The organism is Paenibacillus sp. EKM10P, from assembly GCF_011800655.1.
In the GTDB taxonomy this organism is placed as follows: Bacteria; Bacillota; Bacilli; order Paenibacillales; family Paenibacillaceae; genus Paenibacillus; species Paenibacillus polymyxa.
In genome coordinates this window covers 81,728-106,523 of the sequence record NZ_JAALET010000003.1, presented here as the reverse complement: position 1 = coordinate 106,523, position 24,796 = coordinate 81,728, and the positions used below count along the sequence as shown (strand labels likewise).

Sequence of the window (24,796 nt, the reverse complement as noted above, 5' to 3'; positions counted from 1 at the left end):
AAAACTGGCATAAGGATAATTTTATGAAACCTACAATCTCTCTAGTTATGATTGTGAAAAATGAGGAAGCAGTACTCAAGCGTTGTTTGGATAGCGCAGTAGAAAATGTCGATGAAATAGTAATTGTAGATACTGGCTCAACGGATCGTACCAAACTTATTGCAGCTGATTATAAAGCGAAAATATTTGATTATCAATGGAATCATAATTTTGCGGATGCTCGCAATTTTGCATTAGAACAGTCTACAACAGACTGGTGTATGATTTTGGATGCAGATGAGTTCATCATCAATGAATGTAAGGATATTATTAACGCTTTTATAGCGGATGGCCCCCAAATTGGAAGGGTTAAACACACAAGCAAGTTTATTTCTGAAGACGGGCTAAATTATGAACATTGTTATATTTCTAGGATAATTCCATCGTATTGTCGGTATGTTGGGAATGTTCACGAACAAATCCAGTCCGATTTACCCAGAGTAAAATTAAATGTAGAGATTATGCATGATGGATATATGGAAACTCAGAAACATGATAGAAATATTCCATTATTGCAAAAAGCAATTGAAGAGCATCCTGATACTTCTTATTACTATTATCAAATTGCTAAAGAATATCGTGGCTTGGGAGATGCTGAGAAAGAATTCAATAATCTCAAGAAGGCATATAAGTTAATGGATCATAAAGAGACTATTTCGACTAGTATTATAGTCAACTATATGTATGCTATTATCTCTTCTGGGAACCTTAAGGAAGGTTTAGCAGTCTTTGATCATGAGGAAAAATTTATGGGGCATTCTTCTGATTTCTATTTTGTCTCCGCCCTATTTTTTTTGGAATTAATGATTAGCGATCCTCAAAATTACCAGAGTATTCTTCCTAATATTGAACAATTATATAAAAAGGCACTAGATGTAGGTGATACGGGCGAAGAAGGAAATGTAAGAGGGACTGGAAGCTTCGCAGCTCATCATAATCTAGGGGTTTTTTATGAATTAACAGGTAACATTCAGAGAGCTATTGAGCATTACCAAGCAGCAGTGGTCTATAACTATGAACCTTCTTTAATCAGATTATATGAATTAAAAGTTTAAAGGGTACTTGAATAAGAATGGGGAGATAGCGCATTGAATTGGAAACAAATTAAAAACGGTATAGTATTTACAAATCAAAACCCTATATATGCTAATTTTGAAATAGGAGATTGGACCTACGGAAATCCAAGTATTTACTGTCATACAATAAGTGAAAGTCTTAAAATAGGTAAGTTCTGCTCTATTGCTGATAATGTTACTATCATGCTTGGGGGAGAGCATAGGGTGGATTGGTTAACTACTTATCCATTTAGTGATATATTTACGGAAGCTCAGTATAAACTAGGGCACCCTGCAACTAAAGGTAATGTCACCATTGGAGATGATGTGTGGATCGGGAATAATGTGATGATTCTGTCAGGTGTTACTATTGGTGTGGGTGCTGTCATTGGTGCTGGAAGTATAGTTACTAAGGATGTCCCCCCGTATAGTATTGTAGGAGGAAATCCTGCGCGAATAATTCGATATAGATTCAAACCAGAGGAAATCGAGCAGTTGGTGAAAATCGCATGGTGGGAGTGGCCCATTTATAAAATTAAAGCTAATTGGGATCTTCTGTTAAATGATGATATTTCGGTATTTATTGAAAGACATACAACATAGGTAGGTATGAACAGTGAAGCGAAATTACTGATTCAAAATAATAGATTTGTTGTTTAGTGTGAATTGCAAAACAATACATTTAAACGCTAAAACAGGAAGCGCAAAATTAGCTTGTCCAAAGAATCTAACTATACACCTGATAGCGTTCTAATGGATCGTATGAAATAAATTCAAGAAGCTCTCGTCTAACATGCTTTATTGCGTGGACGAGAGCTTCTTGAACATTTAAATAGTTTCTAAATAAAGAAAAGAACCCTCAAAAGCAAAAAAAAGTCTATCAATTTATCGTTTCAGACTCTAAAATGTAGTTTAAAACATGATTAGGAAGTCTGCTTTGGTTCAAGTTCTAATGAACAAGGAACAAAGTTGTTGACTATTTACCCATTGTATTATATATGGAATAACTATACATGAAAACATTATCAATTCCAATTGACAATGGATAACTTTGGGTGGTATAGTCAAAAATGTGGGCGAGAGCTTCACTTCATTTGATGACGAAGGGAATGTTAGTGCATGCAAGGTAAAGTAAAATGGTTTAACGCAGAAAAAGGTTATGGTTTCATCGAAACGGCTGACGGCGGCGACGTATTTGTACATTTTTCCGCAATTCAAACAGAAGGCTTCAAAACACTTGAAGAAGGACAAGACGTGGAGTTCGACATCGTCGAAGGCGCACGTGGACCACAAGCCGCTAACGTAACCAAATTATAATCATCCCCGGCATAGCCGACCTACATAATTGGTAAGATGGTTAGCAATGGATAACGCGCTAGCAACTGCCCTGGAATATATTCCAGGGCTTTTTTATGTTTTCTACATACATAAAAGAGCCCCTTACAAGGTGGTAAGGGGCTCAACATAACAGAACCTTTACTCTAGAGAACCGTCAAAGTCAGCCATTTCCACAAAAATGGTATTGGAGGAGGCAGATTGTTTCTCTATGCGGCCGTCTGGATAACGGAATTGATAGCGCAGGATGGCCTGAGCGATCAGATACGCACGGAGCGCAGATTCGATATCGAAGGAGAAGACGATGACGGCTTTATGGTCAGGATCAAGCTGGCCTAAAGGAATACCTTGGAGCAGATTAGGATGCGGAATTGGCACAGAGTTCACGGTGACGGTTCTCAGTACAAGGAAATCTTCGGCTGAAAACGGTGCAGTGAGCAATAGCTCCTCCAGCGGAGTGTTGCCGATGTTTTCCACCTGGGCGGTGAAGGACAGGGTATCTTCTTGCCCGACACGCAGAGCGCTGGAGCTAAGTGTAAGTTTAGGAATGGCTGCAATGACGGCCACGCCTACAGTGTTGGTTTGAGCGGTTTCCTGCAGGGTCTCTCCACCACTACGACGCGAGGTATATTCGATGGTGGCCTGGTTGCTGAATGTTCCATCTGCAGGTGCTTCACGGATTTGTGCCTGGAGCGTAAGGGTGAGCGTCTCTCCTGGTGCAATATCCGGGAGCGTAATACCAGTGCCAGGATTTGCGCCTGGCTGTGCTTTCTCTTGGACAGTTAGGCTGTTGGGTACATAAACAAGTCCATGCGGCAACGGGTCCGTGAACAACGGATACTGCGCCGAGATTCCCCCTTTATTTGTGATCTGAATGGTGAAGGTCAGTGTGTCTCCTACAGAGGCGTCATGGGTGTTCACCTGTTTCACTAATTCGAGCAGTGGGAATACCACTGGGATCGTCACGGTATTTGTAGTCAATGTGCCCGGTACGATTCTTCCTCCAGGCAATGTAAATGAGTAGGTAAAGGCAGCTTGATTTACGATGTAGCCAGATGGAGGTGCCTCGGATACGGTTACCTGATAAGTCAGGGTCAATGACTGTCCAGGTTCCACAGACCCTAGACTAACTCCAACAGCAGGATCGGCTTCAGCCAACGATTGGCCGTCCAGCTGGATGCTGCCAGGAATGTATAGGGTTCCGGCAGGAATAAAATTCTGCAGAATAACTTCTGAAGTAATGTTGCCAAAGTTATGGAGTAGTACCGTGTAGGTCAGGGTTTCTCCTGCTAGGGCTTCCTTATTTTCTGTGGAGATGTTTGCGGCAAGCTGCGGATCAAAAACAGCTACAGTCACGGTATTGCTGGTGACCTCGCTCGCACCGCCACTATCAGCATACTGAAGTCGCACATTATTATTTAGACGTCCTCCGACCGGCAGAGATTGAACATTTACGGTGAAGGATACGTTAATTGTCTGTCCCGCCTGTAAGCTGCCGATAAAGAGTGGTTCACCCGGCTTGCTAGAGGCAGATGGAGAACCGTTAATTTTCAAGCTGTCCGGATTTATGATGGTGCCACTTGGTACGTAATCGGCTAACACGATGTCGGTAACGACGGAGCCTCCATCATTAACAAGGGTCAGCTGATAAGGCACAGCATCGCCCAATGCGACAGTAGATACCGTCGTGTGCAGCACAGCTGACAAGGCTCCTTGATCGGCAGCGGCTACTTTAACCGAGACGGAAGGCGAAGTGGTTTGCTGATCTAGGCTTCGCCCATCCGGCAGCTGGTAGGAGTAAGTCAGCGAAGCTTGATTCTCTAGTAAGCCCGACTCAGGGACACGAACGACAAGTGCGGAGAAGACAGTAGTCGTTTTTTCTCCTGGTGCAATAGCGCCTAGCGTAATACCTTGTTCTGGACTGGCACCATATTGAGCAATTCCATTAACCGAAACAGAGCCGGGAACAAAGGAGAGATCAGGTGGCAATAAGTCAGCCAACAAGCCGAAGGCCCCAATATTTCCGGTGTTTTCCGCGATGATGGAATAGGTGACGCTTTGACCCGGATGTGCGATCTCTGTATTGGTTAATTTCGTAAGGTTCACTACAGGCTGGAGTATAGCAACCGTCACAGGATTGGACAAAATGGCACTCGATTCTTCACCATTTGTGAGCAACAAGCGGGCCTGGTTGGTACGCGGTCCCGGCTGTTCGGTAGCTGCGATACGGACTTCAAAGGATATAAGGGTCTTGGTATTCGCTTCTAATGAAGGCAACGGTATGCCATCACTAGGATCAATTCCAGCCACGGTAGACCCGTTAATCTGAACTGAGTCTGTAATAAACTCGATATCCTTTGGCAATGTATCCAGCAAACGGGCATTTTGCACGGTGTCCGCATCCTCGTTATGAATCACGAGTTCATACGTCAGGGTATCGCCAGTAGTGGCGAAAGGTGAGCTTACGCTTTTACTTAAGGTGATATCTAGCGGTGACACGGCAACCTCAACGATGTTGGATAAATGGAATCCGCCAGCCTCTCGGCCATCTGGAGCATTAAAGCGATAGCCTACCTCAGCCTGATCTACCAGTAGTACAGCTGTAGGGATGGAGGATACCAGCACTTGGAAAGTAACGGTTGCCGATTGTCCTGGTGCTATAGCTGGAGTCGGGATGCCGGAAACTGGGCTTGCACCAGGAGCAGCGATGCCGTTAATCGTCACTGTATTTGGAAGAAATACGGAGCCGTCTGGAATATTGTCGCTTACCGTAGTCGAGGCAGCAATGTTTCCGGTGTTGGATACGACAATCGTGTAGGTGATGATGTCCCCTATGGTGGCATTGTTGGTACTGCTTGTTTTGACTGCTGTCAGGATCGGCTGGAAGACTGGAATAGTTACCACATTAGATGTTGAGCTGCCAGTTAATGCCCCGCTGGTAAAGCTAACTGATGCCTGATTGGTTAATTGTGCAGGTGCGGGTAAGAAATCAACTCGAACCTGGAATGTAACGGTAGTAACGGCTCCAGGAGTGAGTGTACCGATGGCAATACCGAATCCCGGATTTCCATCAGGGAAGGAGGTTCCGTTTACAGTAACACTGCCATTCACAAAGGAGCTTCCCGCTGCAATGACATCTGAAACCACTATATTATTGGCGGTACTGATTCCATTGTTGGAGACAGCCAAGGTATAGGTGATGATATCGCCGACAATGGCGTCTGTAGCTGCTGTTCCTTTGACAATGCTCACATCTGGCGAAGATACAGAGATACTAACTGTGTTGGATACAACTGATCCTGATACGGTTCTGCCATCCGGCGGTTGGAAAGTGAATGAGCCTGATGCTTGATCGACCAGTACCTGTGGATTAGGCAGAGCATTGATAACGGTTTGGAAAGTTACGGATACCGTTCCGCCCGGCAGCACAGATCCAACCGGGACGCCCGTTTCGATGGACACACCAGGTTGTGGACTGCCAGCGATACTGACACTGTTGGCAAGGAATGATGATCCGGCAGGGATATTATCACTGATCGTAAGGGCAGCTGCAATATTACCGTTATTCACAGCTGTAATCGTATAGGTTAGTGTATCGCCGACGGAGGCGTTAACAGTGCTCGATGCTTTAGTAAGTGTAATTAACGGCTGGAACACAGGGACGATGAGTGGATCGGAAAAGGCAGTGCCGGTGAACGTTCCGCTGGTAAATGTGACGGATGCAATATCGGTGAGCAGTGGTGGTTGCGGCAAGCTTTGGACAGAAGTTTGGAAACTCACGATAAATGTATTTCCAGGTGCGACGTTTCCAATGACAATTCCAGCAATGGGCGAGGCGTTAGGGAAAGGTACCCCGTCGATAAGGACACTACCCGGAACGAATGAAGTACCTGCTGGGATTGTATCGGTTACAACGGTATCTGTGACGGAATCCACACCGCTATTCGTAATACTCAGTGTATATCTGATCGTATCTCCAACTACAGCGGCTGCCAGACTGGATGTTTTAGTCACCTGAATATTAGGTGCAGACACAGCGACATTAACTGTATTGGATGTGACAGTACCGCTCAGCACTCTACCATCCGGTGGTGAGTACGTAAAGTTCACTTGCCCTTGGTCGGTCAGTATAGGCGGAGTTGGCAGAGACGAGACGATGGTTTGGAAACTTACTGTGATACTGCCTGAAGGGGCCAGTGATCCGAGTGTTATGCCTGTAACTGGCGAAGCTCCTGGCACCAGGATGCCGTTAACGACTACGCTGTTAGGTAATAGTTCAGAACCTACAGGAATGTTATCCGACAGAACAGGTAAAACGGCGATATTTCCAGTATTGGTTAACGTCAAGGTGTAGACCAATGTCGATCCGATCTGTGTGTTGATGGTATTAGCGGTTTTGGTCAGGCCGATGATCGGCTGATAAACGGGCAAGGTCACCGGATCGGATTGCGAAGACGAGGTCAACGCGCCTGAAGTAAAGCTGACAGTCGCTTGGTTGGTTATTTGCGGCTGCTGAGGCAGACTGGCAACGGAGACCTGGAATGTAACGGCTGCTGAGCCACCTACTGCAATGGTGCCTACAGGGATACCTGAGATTGGTGACGCAGCAGGCACAGATGTGCTATTCACGGTCACACTGCCGGGGACAAAGCTGGTGCCTGGCGGCAGTGGATCAGATACGACAGCATTCACGACTGGGCTGATTCCGTTATTCGTAGCGACCACGGTATAAGTAATGGTATCTCCGACTACGGCAACTGTGGCAGAGGCTGTCTTGATAACGTCCACATCCGGCGAAGAGACGGAGACGGTCACGGCCGGAGATACTGCACTTCCGGTCAGGACACGGCCATCTGGTGGCTGATAGCTGAAAGCAGCGGTCGCCTGATTGACCAGTGTACCCGACGCGGGCAGTGAGGTAATAACTGCCTGGAAGGTCAGTGCGACGGTCGTAGCGGCGCCTATAATACCTAAGGGAATCCCGACGGTTGGATCTGAGCCAGGTGCGGCCGTGCCGTTGATCACTACACTATTAGGGATAAAGGCAGCCCCGGCTGGAATCGGATCAGTAAGGACGGTATCGGCGCCAATGTTCCCAGAGTTAGTAACAGAGAATGTGTAGGTCACAGTATCTCCAACCGTAGCTCTTCCCGTTCCTGCACTTTTTGATACAGTGACGATGGGTTGGTACACAGGGATGGTAACGGGATTGGATACAGAAAATCCATTAAATGCACCTGAAGTAAAGCTGACGGTCGCTTCATTGGTAATGGACGCTGGTGACGGCAGCGATTGTACGTTAAGCAAGAAGCGAATAGTGGCTCCGCCACCGGCTCCAAGCGTCCCGACAGGAATGCCATTTTGCGGGTTGGCCGTAACAGCAGGAGTACCATTGATTGTAACGCTGCCTGGTACAAAGACGGTTCCGAAAGGAATGGTGTCTGTGACGATTACGCCAGTAACAGGATCGAGTCCGTTATTGAACGCAGTTATGACGTAGGGAACCGAATCACCTACGACAGCGACTGCCACATCAGCAGCCTTCGTGACTGTAACATTCGGTGATGAGATCGGAATGGATACGGGCAAGGCTGCACCGCTGCCGGTCAATGTTCGTCCATCCGGCAGTTGGAACGTGTAGTTCACAGTGGCTTGGTTGGTTAGTATAGAGCCAGGTGGTACCGATATGACCACGGCGCTAAATGAGACGGTTACCGTCGCACCTGGGGCGACCGAGCCGATATTAATACCTGTAATCGGGTCTGCCCCGGGAATAGGCGCACCGTTGACCAACACGCTATTTTGATTCAGGCTAAGCGAGCTGGATAACAGATCAAGCACGACTGTCTCTGCGGGCGCATTGCCTGTATTCGTGACAGTGATGACAAAACCAAGCGTATTCCCTACGGTTGCACGATCTGCGCTCAGAGTATTGGTCACATTCAAAATCGGCTGAAATACAGGCAGGCTGACTTGATTCGAGACGGATTGGCCTGCGAAAGCCCCCGAATTAAAGGAGACCGTTGCCTGATCCGTTGACAAACCTGATGCTGGCAAGGAGGTTACTGTGGCCTGGAAAGTGACCGTTGCCGAGCTGGCAGAAGGGACAGTGCCCACGGACACGCCTGTGGCAATGTTGGCTCCCGGTATAGTGACACCGTTGACTTGTACGGAGTTAGGTACAAAAGTAGTACCGTCAGCAATCGGGTCGATAAAGACCGTTCCTGTCACCGGTGTAATGCCATTGTTTGCTGCGGTAATGGTGTACGTAATTGTATCTCCAAAGGCTACAGATGTCTGATTGACTGTTTTGGTCACGGTGACATCTGGATTGGATACAGGAATAAACACCGGAGTGGATTGGACGCTTCCGTTTAATGTTCGACCGTCTGGAGGCTGGAAAGTGAATGTGGCTGAACCTTGATTTAACAGCCCCAAGCCTGTAGGGACAGCATTAATGACCACTTGAAAGGTTAGAGCGACAGAGGCTCCTGCTGCAATATTTCCGACCACCACACCCGTTTGGGGGTTAGCCCCAGCAACAGGTAAACCATTTACGGTGACGCTGTTGGGTATAAAGGAGGAGCCTGATGGAATGGCATCGGTAAAGGTAGCTGTTGCTGCTAAATTACCTGTATTTTGGGCGGTCAGTGTATAGACTACGGTATCGCCTACGGTTGCTTGACTCATATTAGCAGTTTTAACGAGATTGATAATAGGTTGGTAAACGGGAACGACAACGGTGTTGGAGAGTGATGTGAAATTCAGTGTGCCACTGGTAAAAGAAACCGTTGCCTGGTCACTCAGTTGGGGTGGATCAGGTAGACTGTTAACAGATACGGAAAAGGTGACCGTTGCTGACGCCCCAGCAGCGATAGAACCGATTGGAATCCCGGTCACGGGGCTGGCTGACGGCAGCGTTGTTCCATTTACGATAACGGAGCCAGGAACAAAAGAGGAGCCTGTCGGAATGGTATCGGTCACGCGGACATCTGTTACGATTGCGATCCCACTATTGGTAGCTGTAATAGTATAGGTTATCGTATCACCAGGAACGGCATCAGTTGCCGAGGTGCTTTTACTGACCTGCACATTGGGCGATGAAACAGGAATTGTGACGATATTGGACGAAACATTGCCGTTAACAATCCGGCCATCGGGCGGTTGAAAGGAAAAGCTGATATTCGCCTGGTCGGTGAGTTGGGGAGGTAAAGGCACGGAAGTAATCACCACCTGAAAAGTTGTTTGAGTTGTGGCTCCTGGTGCAATGGAGCCAATAGACAGACCTGTTGCGGGACTGGCACCCGGAGCAGGAGTACCGTTAACGACCACACTGTTCGGCACCAGTGCCGAGCCTGTGGGGATATTGTCTGTTAATGTGGCAGCAGCAGCAATGTTTCCATTGTTGGTCACTGCCACAGAATACGTAACGATATCGCCAACCGTTGCCTGTAGGGGGTCAGCAATTTTACTTACAGTTAGCACTGGAGCATTGACGGCTACTGTCACCGGATTAGATACTGAAACACCTGAAAAAGCGCCGCTGGTATAGCTAACACGCGCTTGATTGGTGAGCTGCGGTGGGCTCGGCAATGGAGAGGATACCGTGACCCTGAACGTGATCGTCGCCCCTCCTCCTGGGGCAATGCTTCCAACCGGGATACCTAATGCCGGATCTCCGTTAGCCACTGCGATGCCATTCAGTGTTACGCTGCCCGCAGTGAATTGGGAGCCAGGCGGGATCGGATCGGAAACGACCATATTGTTCACTGCCTGGATACCGTTGTTGAGTACTGTCAGCGTGTATAACACTGAATCACCTGGAATGGCAGTGGAACGGTCTGTGGTCTTTGAAATGGACACATTTGGCGCAGACACAGGAATGGATAACACGTTGGATGATGAGCTATCTGTTCGCACTCGCCCATCAGGCAGCGTAAAGGAAATGGCGGCGTTGGCCTGGTCTGTCAGCACAGATGGCGTTGGAAGAGAGGTCACTACAGTTTGAAATGTCAGTGTGATCGGGCTTTGCGGTGACACGGTTCCGATAAAAATACCTGCTGCTGGACTGGCTCCCGGCTGACTAACACCATTGATTACCACGCTGTTCTCTATAAAAGTAGACCCGGAAGGAATAGCATCAGTCAGCGTGACAGAAGCATTATAGTTGCCGCTATTTGTGACCGACAAGGTATACAAAATCGTGTCGCCAATCGTAGCTGCTGTTGTGCTTGCAGATTTGGCGACGCTGATACGCGGCTGATAAACGGGCACAGTAACCGTATTCGTCTGGGAGGTTCCGGTAAAGGTGCCACTGGTAAAACTGACACTGGCCGTGTTTTGCAGCGGCTGTACGGACGGGACGGCATTGACCAGCACGGCATAGGACACTAGAACAGATGCGCCTGCGCTGATGTTGCCGACAGGAATACCGCTTCTGGGGTCAGCCGTGCTCACAGGTGAACCGCCAACGGTTACGCTCCCGGGTACAAATGACACACTACTAGGGAGCGGATCGGTAATCACGGCGTTGGTGATGGGATCAATTCCGTTATTAACGGCATTTACACTGTAGGTTAGCGTTTCGCCTACACTAACGGATGTAAATCCGGCAGACTTGGTTACTGCTACGTTGGGGAGCGATATGGATACGGAAACGATATTTGAAAGAAGTGTGCCCGACAGGGTTCTCCCGTCTTGCAATTGATAGGAATACTGGAGCTGTCCCTGATCGTTTAATCCACCTCCGGGTGGGAGAGAGTCTACTGTGGTGCGAAACGAGACTGTAATTTGTGCTCCAGGATTCACTGTGCCTACTGGAATTCCGGTATTGGGGTTGGCCCCCGGAACCGAAGATCCGCCAACAATGACGCTCCCTGGAATAAAGGTGGAGCCTGCCGGTACAGTTTCCGTTAAGGTCGTATTTAACACGGCTGTACCGGTGTTGGCGATGAGAAATGAATAAGTAATCGTTCCACCGACGCTGGCACGGTTGGAGCTTGCGCTTTTAGTAATCGTTGGCGCTGCAATCACGACAGGTATAGCTACAAGATTGGACAACGATGATCCGGTAAAGGCACCGGAGGTAAAGCTGACAGTTGCGCGATTGTTGATTTGCGAGGGAGAAGGCAATGAATTAATGGCTGCTCGAAAAACAACTGTTACCGATGCGCCTGGAGCCAAAGTGCCAATTGGAATCCCGTTTACAGGCGAAGCTGTCGTAGCTGGTGTTCCGTTTACAGTGACACTGCCAGGTACGAAGGCAACTCCGCTAGGTAGCGGATCAGTCACCACGACATTGGTCACATTTGCAATGCCGTTGTTTGTGGCGGTTATCGTAAACTGAATGGTTTCTCCAACAGCAGCAGCCGCTAAGGAAGAGGCTTTGGTCACGGTCACATTCGGTGAGGATACAGGAATGGTGAGCGTGTTGGATGTGCCGTTTCCATTCAATACACGTCCGTCAGGTGGTATAAAGGTGTACGTGTAAGTCGCCTGATCTGTCAAGTTGCCAGAGGCAGGAACAGCATTGACGAGGGTCTGGAAGGTCACCGGTATAGTAGACCCCGTATTAATCGTTCCTACTGAAAAGCCAGCAGCAGGATTGGCAGCAGGCACGGAAGAACCGCCAATGGTCACACTGCCCGGAACAAAGGATGAGCCCGCCGGGATGCTCTCTGTAAAGTTGAGATTCGCAGCAATGCTACCCGTGTTGGATATTTGAAACGTGTACGTAATGGTGTCTCCTACTGTAGCAGCCGATGTATTGGCACTTTTAACAATCCCGATAACGGGTTGATAGATCGGTGTACTCGCAGTATTGGACGGAACGCTACCAGAGATGACAGGCCCGCCAGGCACGGTTTGAAAGGAAAAGGCTGCCGATGCCTGATTGCCTAGCTGCGCATTGGCTGGCAATGAGGTGACTGTTGCTCGGAATGTAATGGTTACCGTGGAAGAAGGAGCTACGCTGCCCACTGTAATACCTGTTGCAGGATTGGCTGTGGGCTGGGCAGTGCCCGCGACAATAACGCTGCCGGGTACAAAGGTAGCTCCGGCTGGGATGATATCGGTAAGTACTGTGTTAGACGCGCTGACAAGCCCCGTATTTGAAATGTTAACCGTGTAAGTAACTGTATCGCCAATAACCAACCCCGTAGAGCTAGCAGTTTTGGTTAGGGTCACCAGCGGAGCATTGATATCAATTTGAATGGCATTGGCATTAACGGTATAAATATCGCCATTAGTGGTTAGTTGAAGGACACCGCTGGTTTGGCTGTTTAGCAGCGTGGAGGAGATATCGACGTTGGTAATGTCCCAGCCTTGCCGTCCACCCGTAACCTGCGTCCCAGGTGTCCCATTCACCGCATTAGTGGTACCGAAGGTCCCCGTCGTGACCAATGTGCCGTCATCCCCGTTAATTTGTGACGCAAAAAAATTAGTCGAAAAATTGTTGGGCCCAGACAGCGCAGTTAAGCTGGATGCGGTAGGTCCAAATAACGCACGATCCCCGGTGATATCCACGTCACCCTCTTGGGCGCTAATTAACGCCCTGCCGCGCAAAGTTCCCTGTACAGGCGTGGCAAACCCGCTCACTACCACGTTGACCGAGCCAGTAGCGCTGCTGACCCCTTCACCGCCAACACGCAGCGATAGGTTACGGAAGGGGAGGGACGGGTTATTGTATACCACTGCCAGTGTCCATCCAGCGTGGTTGGTGTTGGTAGAATCGGGAACCGTGATGGTGCCGGTTACATTCCCGACCGTGTATGCCCCTGGGCCGCCTTGAATGACCAAATTTGTTACATTTGCGGTTCTCACATAGGTACTGAGGCTGGTGACGTTGACCGATGTTGCAGATTCAGGACTGACTGTAGTAGATAAAGCAGGCGTCTGAAATGTGATCGGATTGCTGGCGCTGGACAATACATTGGTACTGCCGTTGGCATAGCTTCCTCCCCAAATAAGTTCAGCATATAGCACGGTACTGCCCGCAGGGAGCACAAGGAATGCCGTCGATGAGTTACTGGCAAAAGCAGAAGTCGTGCCGAATGGATATGTGCCGAAGCGAGAGGCTGTATTGGTTGTGATGAAAGCGCCAATGCTGGTCACTGTACCTGGCACCCCCGCCGAAGCAGAACGTGCCAGCCCGAGTGTATTTCCTATAAAGGTAATAGCCCCGGTCTGGTTCGTTGCATAACGCTGAATAAAAGCCATGGATTAACTTCCTACTTTCCATCTCTCCCCAATTAGCTGTCTTAGGATTTTTGCAGGGGAAGAGCCAGCTGGGCTGGGTGTAATGATCCTTTCGTATAAATTGCCTGCATGATAGTCAGGTCTTGCTTTTAGCATAGGTTCTATACCGGATTCAGTCTGACAAATAACCCCCTCCCCAGTCGATAAAATACATAGCATGAACTCGAAATAGTGGATTTGTCATGACACCAGCAGAGTAACTTTTTAAATTTCTCTTCATTATTCACATATGTATGCGAGCTGAATTTAAACATGACCCTTTTCATAGAATGGCGTTATGGGAAGTGTTTTGTCGAATCATGAGGAAAATTGTAAAAAAATCTTCGAAATGTTGATCTCCTTTTTTACTTGGCGTTAACATATGTGTTATACTGAAGAGGCAAAGGAGGCGTGCCCTATGAACTTAACAGTACGAGGTCAACAGATCGAGGTTACCGACGCTTTGAAGGACTACGTTGAAAAGAAATTCAGCAGACTTGAAAAGTATTTCGATGCACCCCCGACGTCTGATGGAAGTGTAACGTTAAGCACAACCAGAGATTTGCACACTGTAGAAGTAACCATTCCTTTGCCGGGGCTTGTACTCCGTGCCGAAGACGAAAGCGATGACATGTATGCATCCATTGATGCCGTGGTAGACAAGCTAGAACGGCAAATTCGCAAGCACAAGACCAAACTAAACCGAAAATTCCGGCAGGAAGGCAGTTTGAAAACCCTTTTTGTGGAAGATCCGGCTGGTGGTGTGGCTGTTGCTGAAGATGAGGATGCAGAATTGGATGAGCTGGAAGTCGTCCGCACCAAGCGCTTCTTATTGAAACCTATGGATGTGGAAGAAGCTATTCTGCAAATGAACATGATTGGACATAATTTCTTCGTATTTGCTAACATTGATAACGAAGAAGTTAACGTAGTTTACAAACGCAATGATGGTAAATACGGTCTGATCGAACGGGAATAGCCTGTAAAGCAAGAACTTATTGCATTTTAAAATGAATAGAACTTTTTGATTGAAGCATGCTTCATGGATATCAGGAAAATGATAATAACACGAGCCTTATCCTTGCGAACCTGGCGGGATAGGGCTCTTTTATATGTTTATTGTAAACATGATTGAAAATTTCAGCTTGGACAGGTGTAACCAATTGTGTATTTCGTGCGTCAATTGTTTTGGTATCTTTAACCGGATGCAAATCTGGAGGCTGCTTGTGTTGCGGCATGTCCTACAAACTGTTACAATTTATGCAAAGAACATCGCACGATGGGCTGGTATAGCCGGGCCTGTCAAACATATCGGGAATCAATTTCATCATGGACCCTTTCTTATTGTGAAATTGATTCTATTAATTGTTTTGCGCGAAAGGGGTAAACCATGCTAGGAATTGTCAAAAAAATTTTTGGGGATACAAATGAACGTGACGTCAAACGTTTAATGAAGACGGTTGAACTGATCAATAAAATAGAGCCTGATTTTGAGAAGCTCTCGGATGAGGAACTGAAAGCCAAGACGGCGGAGTTTAGAGAGCGGATTGAACAAGGTGCTACGGCTGAAGAAGTGCTGCCGGAAGCTTTTGCAACGGTTCGTGAAGCGTCCAAGCGGGTGCTGGGCAAACGTCACTATGACGTACAGATGCTCGGCGGTATTGCGTTGCACGAAGGAAAAATCGCAGAAATGAAAACCGGTGAAGGTAAAACACTGGTGGGAACATTGCCGGTTTATTTGAACGCTCTGTTGGGCAAAGGTGTGCACGTGGTTACAGTCAATGACTATTTGGCACAACGCGACAGCGGAGAAATGGGACAAATCTACAATTTCTTGGGAATGAGCGTAGGTCTGAACCTGGCCAATATGGATCATGCTGCCAAACAGGAAGCTTATGCTTGTGATATTACGTATGGTACAAACAATGAGTTCGGGTTCGATTATCTGCGCGATAATATGGTGCTTTACAAAGAACAGATGGTACAGCGTCCGTTGTACTTCTGTATCATTGATGAAGTGGATTCCATTCTCGTCGATGAAGCTCGTACACCATTGATCATTTCAGGACAAGCTCAAAAATCGACCGAGCTGTATTTTGCGGCTGATCGTTTTGTGAAGAGCCTGAATGTTGAAGAAGATTACACGCTGGATATTAAGGTGAAGTCAGTTGCTTTGACCGAAAACGGCGTATCCAAGGCTGAAAATTTCTTTGGTCTTGAAAACCTGTACGATCAGGAAAGTGTTACAATCAATCACCACATCGTACAAGCCTTGAAAGCTAACGCTATTATGCGTTTGGATGTGGACTATGTCGTGGCTGATGGTGAGGTCCTGATTGTCGATGAGTTTACAGGTCGTCTGATGGCTGGACGTCGTTACAGTGATGGTTTGCACCAAGCTATTGAAGCGAAGGAAAACATCATTGTACAAAATGAAAGCATGACACTGGCGACAATTACATTCCAAAACTATTTCCGTATGTACCGCAAATTGGCGGGGATGACGGGTACAGCTAAAACAGAAGAAGAAGAATTCAAAAAAATCTACGGTCTGGAAGTGCTCCAAATTCCGACGAACAAGCCTAACCAGCGTGTAGATATGCCTGACGTAGTATACAAGAGCGTGAAGGGCAAATTCCATGCTGTAGTAGACGAAATTCTGGAGCGTAACAAAAAGAACCAGCCGATATTGGTAGGTACGGTTTCTATTGAAAACTCGGAGCTTCTTTCTGAAATGTTGAAACGCAAAGGCGTTCGTCATAAAGTACTTAACGCCAAATATCATGCGGAAGAAGCTGAGATTATTTCCCGTGCAGGTGAAGCTGGCGCGGTTACCATCGCTACTAACATGGCTGGACGTGGTACTGACATCGTACTGGGCGAAGGCGTTGCAGAACTCGGTGGTTTGCACATCATCGGTACAGAACGTCATGAATCCCGTCGTATTGATAATCAGCTTCGCGGACGTGCAGGACGTCAGGGTGATCCGGGCTCCACACAGTTTTACTTATCGCTGGGCGATGAGTTAATGAAGCGTTTTGGTGCAGATAACGTACTGAATATGATGGAGCGCTTGGGCTTCGAGGAAGATCAGCCTATCGAGAGCCGTATGATTTCGCGTGCTATCGAATCAGCTCAAAAACGTGTCGAAGGGAATAACTTTGATCAGCGTAAAGTCGTTCTTCAATATGATGACGTGATGAATCAGCAGCGTGCTATTATCTACAAACAACGCCGTGAGGTGCTGGAATCAGAGAACATCAAGGAAATTGTGTTCGACATGATCAAGCCTGTCATTGAGCGTGTAGTGGAAGCTCACTGTGGTGATGATATCCCTGAAAACTGGGAACTGGAAGAAGTTGCAGAGTATGTGAACAACAACCTGCTTGAGGAAAACACACTTTCACGCGACGATCTGTGGGGTAAGGAAAAAGAAGAGATGGTCGATATGATCTTCGAAAAAGTTACCAACAGATACCACAGCCGTGAAGAGATGATCGGCGAAGAAATGGTACGTGAGTTCGAGAAGGTTATCGTATTGCGTGCAGTTGACAGCAAATGGATGGATCATATTGATGCTATGGATCAATTGCGTCAAGGTATTCACTTGCGTGCTTATGGTGGTACTGATCCTTTGCGTGAATACCAATTTGAAGGCTTCGAAATGTTCCATGCTATGATCGCCAGCATCCAAGAGGAAGTTGCGACCTACATTATGAAAGCACAAATCGAATCCAACCAAGAGCGTCAGGCTGTCGTTGATGAAGATAAAATCTCGACGAGTGGCGAACCTGCGGCTCCCAAAAAGAAATCCGCTCCTTCGCGTCCGCGTAGAAAATAACGGATTAAAATTAAGGGATAGGTCTTGATATACACTATCCCTCTGCAACGCATATAATGGCAGGCGGCAGTTCAACCACTGACCGTCGGCCATTTTGTGCCATCAGGGGACGACACTGATGTCTTCAACTTATAGCTTTTCTGTTGGAGGATCAGTCTGAACATTGGTGAATGGCTAGATTGCTCTCAATTCTTTTTAAACAATTATGACAAATAAGCAAGTCTCTGCTTATTTGTCAGTCAATTCCGCAGTTGATCTGGCTCACATACCAGAGCCAGTTATGTAAAAGCAGTTTGACTTTACGGTGGTCGGTAGGGAAGCGAAGGATTTGAATCTGGAGAAGCATCAGCGATCGTAAGATCAAATCATTCGCGCAGCGCCTACCCACCAGCCGTAACTCAAAACGCTTTTACTCCCCCTAACCCTATATTAAAAGGAGAATGACATCATGATTGATCCAAGTGTAAAACATGATTTACGAGAAATAGGCAAGAAACTAACAAACCTTAGGGGGTCTCTTTGACTTAGATCTCAAACAGGAAATGATCGCGAACTTTGAGGAAAAGATGGCAGCGCCTGATTTTTGGGATGATAACGAAAAGGCCCAAGGCGTAATTGCTGAAATGAATGCTGTGAAATCTTCTGTGGACAGCTATGAACAGCTGCGTCAGGAATATGAAGATGCAGGTATGATGGTTGAGCTGGCTGAAGAGGAAGGCGATGAAGCGCTGGCTGGAGAAGTTGAAAACAGTATCAAATCCCTGCTGAGCAAGCTGGAGGAATTTGAGCTGCAATTGCTTTTAAATCAGCCCTATGACAAGCTTAATGCTATTCTGGAGCTGCACCCGGGGGCAGGCGGTACCGAGTCGCAGGACTGGGGTCAAATGCTGCTGCGCATGTATACACGTTGGGGAGAAAAACGGGGCTTCAAGGTGGAGACTCTGGATTACTTAGCGGGTGATGAAGCAGGGATAAAGAGTGTAACCCTGTTGATCAAAGGCTATAATGCCTACGGTTATCTCAAGGCGGAGAAAGGCGTACATCGGTTGGTTCGCATCTCTCCATTTGATTCCTCCGGTCGTCGACATACATCGTTCGTGTCTTGTGATGTAGTACCGGAAATTGCGGATGATGTAGATATTGAGATCCGCACGGAAGATCTTAAAATTGATACGTACCGGGCCAGCGGTGCAGGTGGTCAGCATATTAATACGACCGACTCGGCTGTTCGAATTACGCATTTGCCTACCGGTATTGTCGTGACTTGCCAAAATGAGCGTTCCCAGATTAAAAACCGTGAACGTGCGATGACGATGCTCCGTTCCAAGCTCTACGAGCGCAAGATCGAAGAACAACAGCAGCAATTGGACGAAATCCGTGGTGAACAGTCCGACATTGCATGGGGCAGCCAAATTCGCTCCTACGTGTTCCATCCATATAGCATGGTTAAGGATCACCGTACCAGCGTGGAAACTGGCAACGTCGGGGCTGTGATGGATGGCGATCTCGATCCGTTCATCGATGGTTACCTGCGCAGCCAAATTAAGCTGGACGCAGAATAATTGTCTGTACGTTTTCCTACAGAACCGCAGTCTACGTGCCTGCGGCCTGTAGGAATTTTTGTGTGACGGTATTTTTATTAAAGGAGAACGTGAATGATGTCTCAATTGAACCCTCCCACTGCCCGCCGAAGAAGGCGTAAGCCTCTGATTGCCGCCAGTGGACCAGCGCGTAACGTGACCGATGTTTTGCTAATTATACTCGGCTCCTTCATTACAGCGTTGACCTTTAACATGTTCTTGCTGCCCAACCGGATTGCATCCGGGGGTGTATCTGGCCTGTCTATCTTGGGCGAGGAACTGTTTGGCCTGGAACCGGCCTATACGCAATGGGGAATGAACATTCCGTTATTTATAGCAGGAGTACTGCTATTAGGGAAAAAGTATGGCTTGCGTTCCCTGCTGGGCAGCATCATGCTGCCACTATTCGTTTATGTGACGAAGGATTGGGCAGTCCCCACAACCAATCCGTTGCTGGCTTCGCTGTATGGTGGAATCGGAGTAGGATTGGGCTTGGGTACTGTGTTTCGGGGCAGAGGCTCGACGGGTGGACTGGCTATTTTGGCGCAGATTATTCAAAAGTATACCGGTTTTAGCCTTTCCCTTTGTGTCATGCTGATGGATGGCACGGTAATCACGCTAGCTGGTTTCGCCCTATCGCCGGAGCGAGCTCTGTATGCATTGATTGGCTTGTTTGTAACCGGCAAGGTTATTGATGCTGTAGAAATGGGATTAGGCTACTCCAAAGTGGCTTACATCATATCCAATCAAAAGGAAAAGATCACGCAAACTATTTTACAGGATTTGGATCGGGGTTTGACAGAGCTTGCAGGACGGGGGGGTTACACGAACGAAGAACGTCCTGTACTTATGGTTGTAGTCGGGCAAAACGAGGTAACCCGCCTCAAAACGCTCGTTCGCTTGGTAGACCCGGAAGCTTTTGTGATTATTAGTAATACACGTGAGGTATTGGGTGAAGGGTTCAAAAGGGAAGGCTAGCATGATATGGTCTTCTGGACGCTTGCTCTTAACTGAATCAATGCAGAAGAGCCCACTGATGTAGTGGGCTTTTCTCTTTTCAGAACAGCTTTATCAAGCCTTTTTTGGTAACAGATCAAGCCAATCTGCTGCTTGTCCTTGATTAAAATATGAGGTCGGTACTCCTTTTACTCCGGTTTTGACCATAAATAAACCGCCTGCTAGTGGTTGATCGGTATTATCGCCATCTTGAGCAGTTGTAATATATAGCTCATCCAGATGTTCACCGCCAAAAGCACATGAAGTCACACAATTGACGGGGAGCGACACCTCAGCAATTACTTCTCCCTGAGCAGGATGGATACGAGAAACACGTTTACCGCCCCAACGCGCGATCCACAACATGCCCTCTGCATCGATGGTCATGCCATCTGGATATCCTTCACTTTCATCCAATCTAGCTACCACTTGCTTATTCTTAATGGTGCCTTGTGTCACATCGTAATCGAAGGAGACCACTTCCAAGGTCGGAGTATCAATATAGTACATGGTACGATGATCTGGGCTCCAGGCTAAGCCATTAGATATGGAAGCTTTATCAACCAGTAAGGAGACGCTTCCTTTTGTGCTCAGACTATACAACGCTCCTTGTGCGCGTTCGCCATTTAAACTCATAGTTCCTGCCAAAAAACGTCCGGCAGGATCACATTTACCATCATTAAATCGATTTCCTGATCTACCTTCCTCAGGATCGTGGATCAATACTTTGGCTCCTGTTTCAATATCCAAACAGTATAGACCGCTGATCATGGCCACGATTACTTTATTTTTAAGATAAGGGACGACTGCACTAATATGTTCGCCTACATCTATAATACGATCTGTGCCAGTAGATGGATCGTAGATGTGTAATTGAAAGCCTTCAATATCGACCCAAAATAAACGTTTCGACTGATGATCCCAACTGGGACCCTCGCCTAACTTGGCTTTAGCATCTATCACTAAATTCGCTGTATATGTTTTGATGTGTAGCACCCCTAACGTATAGGTTTATTTTCGTACATACTCACTCTTTATACCCTATTCAATGTCCAACGAATACATAAGTGCAGCAAATGGATAAACCGGATGAATACCAATATACAAGATAATATATAAAGGGAACGCTCCTTTTCTTATGCAAAATAGAAGACTAGATTCGCAAGGGGGTCTGTCTTTTTTGTTTTCCTTAATTGTAGCCTGTACAGCTTGGCGGCCAAAAGAATGGGCAAGAGTGCATATTTTAAATTTGGAGGAATAACATGACATGAGGTGTTGTATTTATATGAATAGAGTCGTATAATAATACATATTTCATAGGGACGGAATGGAGGAAGGTCTGTGAGCAGCAAGCTAAAGGTAGCAATTGTCGGTTCCACTGGATATGGCGGAGTGGAGCTGATTCGATTTTTGGTTCATCATCCGCAGGTGGAGATTGTATCTGTTATTTCTTCGTCCAGCGCGGGTGTCCCGATTAGTGATGGGTTTCCACATCTGACGGATATTGTGGTGCAGGATTTGGACGGTGTTGATATCCATGAAATTGCTGCCAAGGCTGATCTGGTTTTCACAGCTACGCCATCAGGCGTTAGCACCAAATTAGTGCCACAGCTTCTGGATGCCGGACTGAAGGTGATTGACCTTTCCGGGGACTTTAGGCTCCGAAGCGGGGAAGCGTATGAAGCATGGTACAAAAAGCCTGCGGCTTCACCCGAGTATCTCAAGCAAGCCGTTTACGGACTCAGCGAGGTGTATGCAGAAAAGCTTGCTGGTGTTTCTTTTATTTCGAATCCAGGCTGCTATCCCACGGCAACACTATTGGGAATTATTCCTGCCTTAAAGGCGGATTGGATTGACCATCGGTCACTAATTGTGGATGCCAAATCCGGGGTATCCGGCTCCGGTCGGGGAACAAGTCTTGTTTCACATTATGCGGAGATGAATGAGAATTTTAAGGCTTATAAGGTGAATAAGCACCAACATATCCCTGAGATCGAACAGGTATTGGGTGATGTTGCGGGCGAGGACGTTACAATTACGTTTACGACACAGCTGGTGCCTATGACGCGAGGAATCATGAGTACAATTTATGTCACGTTGAAAGGTGATCATACGGATCAGGATCTTATCGGGTTATACCGGGATTATTATAAAGGCCATCCTTTTGTCCGTGTACGTGGCGAAGGTATATGGCCGGCAACAAAAGAAGTATTTGGTTCGAACTACTGCGACATCGGTTTTGCAGCAGATGCCCGTACTGGGCGTCTTACGATTATTTCTGTCATTGATAATGTTGTGAAGGGTGCCGCTGGGCAGGCGATTCAGAATTTAAATTTAATGATGGGATGGGAGGAGAACCTCGGGCTGGGCTTCATACCGGTATATCCGTAAGTAGCACGTAAACGCAACAGGTACAGGAGAACGACAGCGGGCAGGTTTGAGAACGCAAGCGTCCAGCTGCCATTCATTCCTTATAATGCGGGCGAGGGCACATAATTATGGGCAAATTAGGATTTACAGTCGTACATGGGGGCAACATCGTAACTCCGCGTGGCTTTACAGCCGGGGGATTGCACTGTGGATTGAAAAATACGAACCGCAACGATATCGGCGCGATTCGCTGTGAGGTAGAGGCGACAGCTGCTGCGGTGTATACCACTAATGTGTTTCAGGCTGCACCGCTGAAGGTGACCCGCGAGAGCCTGACAAACGGTCGATTACAGGCGATAGTAGTGAACAGCGGGAACGCCAATGCCTGTACAGGACAGCAAGGGGAGCAGGACGCTTACGCTATGCGTTCGGCCGCTGCTCGTGAACTGGGTGTGGCAGAGAGCAATGTAGCTGTTGCTTCGACGGGTGTAATTGGCGAGCATCTGAAAATGGATCGTGTGCTTGGCGGTATATCGTCACTACCTAAGCGGATGAGCGAGGCAAACGATGGAGCGGAGCAATTTAGCCAAGCCATTCTGACAACGGATTTGGTGAAAAAGGAAGCATGCGTGTCAGTTGAAGTGGACGGTGTGACCGTGCACATCGCCGGGGCGGCAAAAGGATCGGGTATGATTCATCCGAATATGGCAACCATGCTCGCTTTTATAACTTGTGATGCGGTCATCGGGCAGACGGCTCTTCATCAACTATTAAAGCAGGCCACGGATACTAGCTTTAATATGATTACGGTCGATGGGGATACCAGTACGAACGATATGCTAATCGCTATGGCAAGCGGACTGGCAGGCAACAGCGAGTTGAACGCAGAGCATCCTGATTGGGGGGCTTTTGCCGAGGCATTCACTTATATTTGCCGGGAGCTGGCGAAGGCGATTGCCCGTGACGGGGAAGGTGCTACGAAGCTGGTAGAGGTGTCCGTAAGCGGAGCGGTAAGCGATGCTTCTGCCCAGGCGATAGCCAAGACCGTAATTGGGTCCAGTCTGGTGAAGTCAGCCGTTTTTGGCGCAGACGCCAACTGGGGACGGATTATTGCAGCCGTCGGACGTGCTGGAGAGCCGGTGAATCCCGATACGGTAGACATCCGCTTAGGTGACATTATCGTGCTGAACCAATCAAGTCCAGTTGCTTTTGATGAAGCCGAGGCACTTTCCTATTTGCGTGGAGATATGGTGCAAATTATCGTTGACTTGCATCACGGGAACGGAATGGCTACAGCATGGGGCTGTGATCTAACCTACGATTATGTGCGGATTAATGCGGCTTATCGGACATAGATACCAGATTTAAATACAGATGGATATTTAATAGTTAATAGAAGAAGCGAGCGGATATAGTTTTTCGCATCATTTGAAAGTCGCACAAAATTGTGCAGAGGAGAAAAGGAGAGATGATATGCAATCGGCAGTGGGACACGCGGATCAAGCGAAACAAGCGGGACTGGCACGTCGTAATTTTGTGATGAAATGCGGAGGAAGTACGCTGGCTGCGTTGCCTGATTCCTTTTTTGACGACTTGGCCCGTCTGCAGTCGGAAGGCCTTCAACCAGTCATTGTACATGGCGGCGGGCCTGCGATCTCTGACAATTTGGCGAAGCTGGGAATCGAAACGGAGTTCATCCATGGATTGCGTAAAACGACTGAACCCGTGTTGGATGTCGTGGAAATGGTGCTGGCAGGCAGCATTAACAAGCAGATTGTTCGCCGAATAGGGATGCACGGAGGGCGAGCGCTGGGCTTGTCGGGCAGTGATGGCTATTTAATTGAAGCAAAGCCTGTGCCAAATGCTGCCGAGGTCGGCTGGGTCGGAGAGGTAACATCTGTTCAAGCTTCGATTATTACCGGTGTGCTGGACATGAGCTATATGCCAGTTATTGCGCCTATTGGCATTGATCGATCCGGTCAGCGTTATAACATTAATGCCGATACAGCAGCGGGCGCGGTTGCTTCTCATCTTGGCGTCAGTCGAATGATTGTTGTGACGGATGTACCCGGTATTTTGAAAAAGAATGGTGTAGAGAAAAAGGTGCTGGAATCGATCACCATACAGGAAATTGAAGATATGATCAGCACGGGTGAAATCTACGGTGGTATGATCCCGAAAGTGAGAGCGGCTATTGCCTGCATTCACGGAAAAGTGAAGGAAGTCGTCATCGTTGACGGCAGCGAACCGCAGGTACTCAGCCGTGTGCTGAGCGGAGAATCGATTGGAACACGCATTGTGCGTATGCAGTAATTGCAATATATGCTCAACCTATATAACCAAAC

At 47.6% G+C, this 24,796-nt stretch carries 12 protein-coding genes; 10 read left to right on the top strand and 2 right to left on the bottom strand.

Annotation, left to right across the window (positions count from 1 at the left end; all coding sequences use genetic code 11):
* The first annotated feature begins 23 nt into the window (after positions 1-23).
* The 3 genes from HFE01_RS09855 to HFE01_RS09845 all read left to right on the top strand — a co-directional run bounded on the left by HFE01_RS09855 (position 24) and on the right by HFE01_RS09845 (position 2,411).
* Positions 24-1,094, top strand: a complete 1,071-nt coding sequence (locus tag HFE01_RS09855; protein ID WP_107733844.1) for a tetratricopeptide repeat-containing glycosyltransferase family 2 protein — start codon at positions 24-26, stop codon at positions 1,092-1,094.
* 60 nt (positions 1,095-1,154) lie between these two features.
* On the top strand, positions 1,155-1,697 hold the full coding sequence (locus HFE01_RS09850; RefSeq protein WP_107733897.1) for a CatB-related O-acetyltransferase: 543 nt from the start codon (positions 1,155-1,157) through the stop codon (positions 1,695-1,697).
* Between the two features lie 516 nt (positions 1,698-2,213).
* A complete protein-coding gene (locus tag HFE01_RS09845) occupies positions 2,214-2,411 on the top strand; it encodes a cold shock domain-containing protein (RefSeq protein ID WP_013373372.1) in 198 nt (65 codons plus the stop codon).
* Between the two features lie 159 nt (positions 2,412-2,570).
* Here the strand turns inward: HFE01_RS09845 and HFE01_RS09840 are convergent, their stop codons facing one another.
* Entirely contained in the window at positions 2,571-13,646 is an 11,076-nt protein-coding gene (locus tag HFE01_RS09840; RefSeq protein WP_107733845.1) for a DUF7507 domain-containing protein, read from the bottom strand.
* Between the two features lie 436 nt (positions 13,647-14,082).
* Here HFE01_RS09840 and hpf point away from each other — a divergent pair, with 436 nt between their 5' ends.
* The 4 genes from hpf (at position 14,083) to HFE01_RS09820 (ending at position 20,063) form a co-directional block, all read left to right on the top strand.
* Positions 14,083-14,643, top strand: coding sequence for a ribosome hibernation-promoting factor, HPF/YfiA family (gene hpf / locus HFE01_RS09835; protein ID WP_016324800.1), 561 nt, complete (start codon positions 14,083-14,085; stop codon positions 14,641-14,643).
* Positions 14,644-15,054: 411 nt separating this feature from the next.
* The gene (secA, locus tag HFE01_RS09830) at positions 15,055-17,505 is read left to right on the top strand and encodes a preprotein translocase subunit SecA (protein ID WP_017427086.1); all 2,451 of its coding nucleotides are present in this window, start codon (positions 15,055-15,057) and stop codon (positions 17,503-17,505) included.
* 448 nt (positions 17,506-17,953) lie between these two features.
* Positions 17,954-19,067, top strand: a protein-coding gene (gene prfB, locus HFE01_RS09825; protein WP_100212693.1) for a peptide chain release factor 2 whose coding sequence is annotated in 2 segments (ribosomal slippage) — positions 17,954-18,025 and positions 18,027-19,067 — 1,113 coding nt in all. Because the reading frame shifts where the segments join, the coding sequence is not laid out codon by codon here.
* A 96-nt stretch (positions 19,068-19,163) separates the two neighbouring features.
* A complete protein-coding gene (locus HFE01_RS09820) occupies positions 19,164-20,063 on the top strand; it encodes a YitT family protein (protein WP_019688777.1) in 900 nt (299 codons plus the stop codon).
* Positions 20,064-20,156: 93 nt separating this feature from the next.
* Here the strand turns inward: HFE01_RS09820 and HFE01_RS09815 are convergent, their stop codons facing one another.
* The gene (locus tag HFE01_RS09815) at positions 20,157-21,044 is read right to left on the bottom strand and encodes an SMP-30/gluconolactonase/LRE family protein (protein WP_107733846.1); all 888 of its coding nucleotides are present in this window, start codon (positions 21,042-21,044) and stop codon (positions 20,157-20,159) included.
* 378 nt (positions 21,045-21,422) lie between these two features.
* Here HFE01_RS09815 and argC point away from each other — a divergent pair, with 378 nt between their 5' ends.
* The 3 genes from argC (at position 21,423) to argB (ending at position 24,764) form a co-directional block, all read left to right on the top strand.
* A complete protein-coding gene (argC, locus tag HFE01_RS09810; RefSeq protein ID WP_107733847.1) occupies positions 21,423-22,472 on the top strand; it encodes an N-acetyl-gamma-glutamyl-phosphate reductase in 1,050 nt (349 codons plus the stop codon).
* 107 nt (positions 22,473-22,579) lie between these two features.
* Complete coding sequence (gene argJ, locus HFE01_RS09805; protein ID WP_045244626.1) at positions 22,580-23,806, top strand: bifunctional glutamate N-acetyltransferase/amino-acid acetyltransferase ArgJ; 1,227 nt, start codon at positions 22,580-22,582, stop codon at positions 23,804-23,806.
* Positions 23,807-23,924: 118 nt separating this feature from the next.
* A complete protein-coding gene (gene argB / locus HFE01_RS09800; RefSeq protein ID WP_016822940.1) occupies positions 23,925-24,764 on the top strand; it encodes an acetylglutamate kinase in 840 nt (279 codons plus the stop codon).
* Positions 24,765-24,796: the final 32 nt, after the last annotated feature.

Excerpts from the sequence above, each read along its gene's own strand:
- HFE01_RS09845 (WP_013373372.1), top strand. The coding sequence starts at position 2,214 with ATGCAAGGTAAAGTAAAATGGTTTAACGCAGAAAAAGGTTATGGTTTC.
- secA (WP_017427086.1), top strand. The coding sequence starts at position 15,055 with ATGCTAGGAATTGTCAAAAAAATTTTTGGGGATACAAATGAACGTGAC.
- HFE01_RS09855 (WP_107733844.1), top strand. The coding sequence starts at position 24 with ATGAAACCTACAATCTCTCTAGTTATGATTGTGAAAAATGAGGAAGCA.
- hpf (WP_016324800.1), top strand. The coding sequence starts at position 14,083 with ATGAACTTAACAGTACGAGGTCAACAGATCGAGGTTACCGACGCTTTG.
- HFE01_RS09840 (WP_107733845.1), bottom strand. The coding sequence starts at position 13,646 with ATGGCTTTTATTCAGCGTTATGCAACGAACCAGACCGGGGCTATTACC.
- argJ (WP_045244626.1), top strand. The coding sequence starts at position 22,580 with ATGGGCAAATTAGGATTTACAGTCGTACATGGGGGCAACATCGTAACT.
- argB (WP_016822940.1), top strand. The coding sequence starts at position 23,925 with ATGCAATCGGCAGTGGGACACGCGGATCAAGCGAAACAAGCGGGACTG.
- HFE01_RS09820 (WP_019688777.1), top strand. The coding sequence starts at position 19,164 with ATGTCTCAATTGAACCCTCCCACTGCCCGCCGAAGAAGGCGTAAGCCT.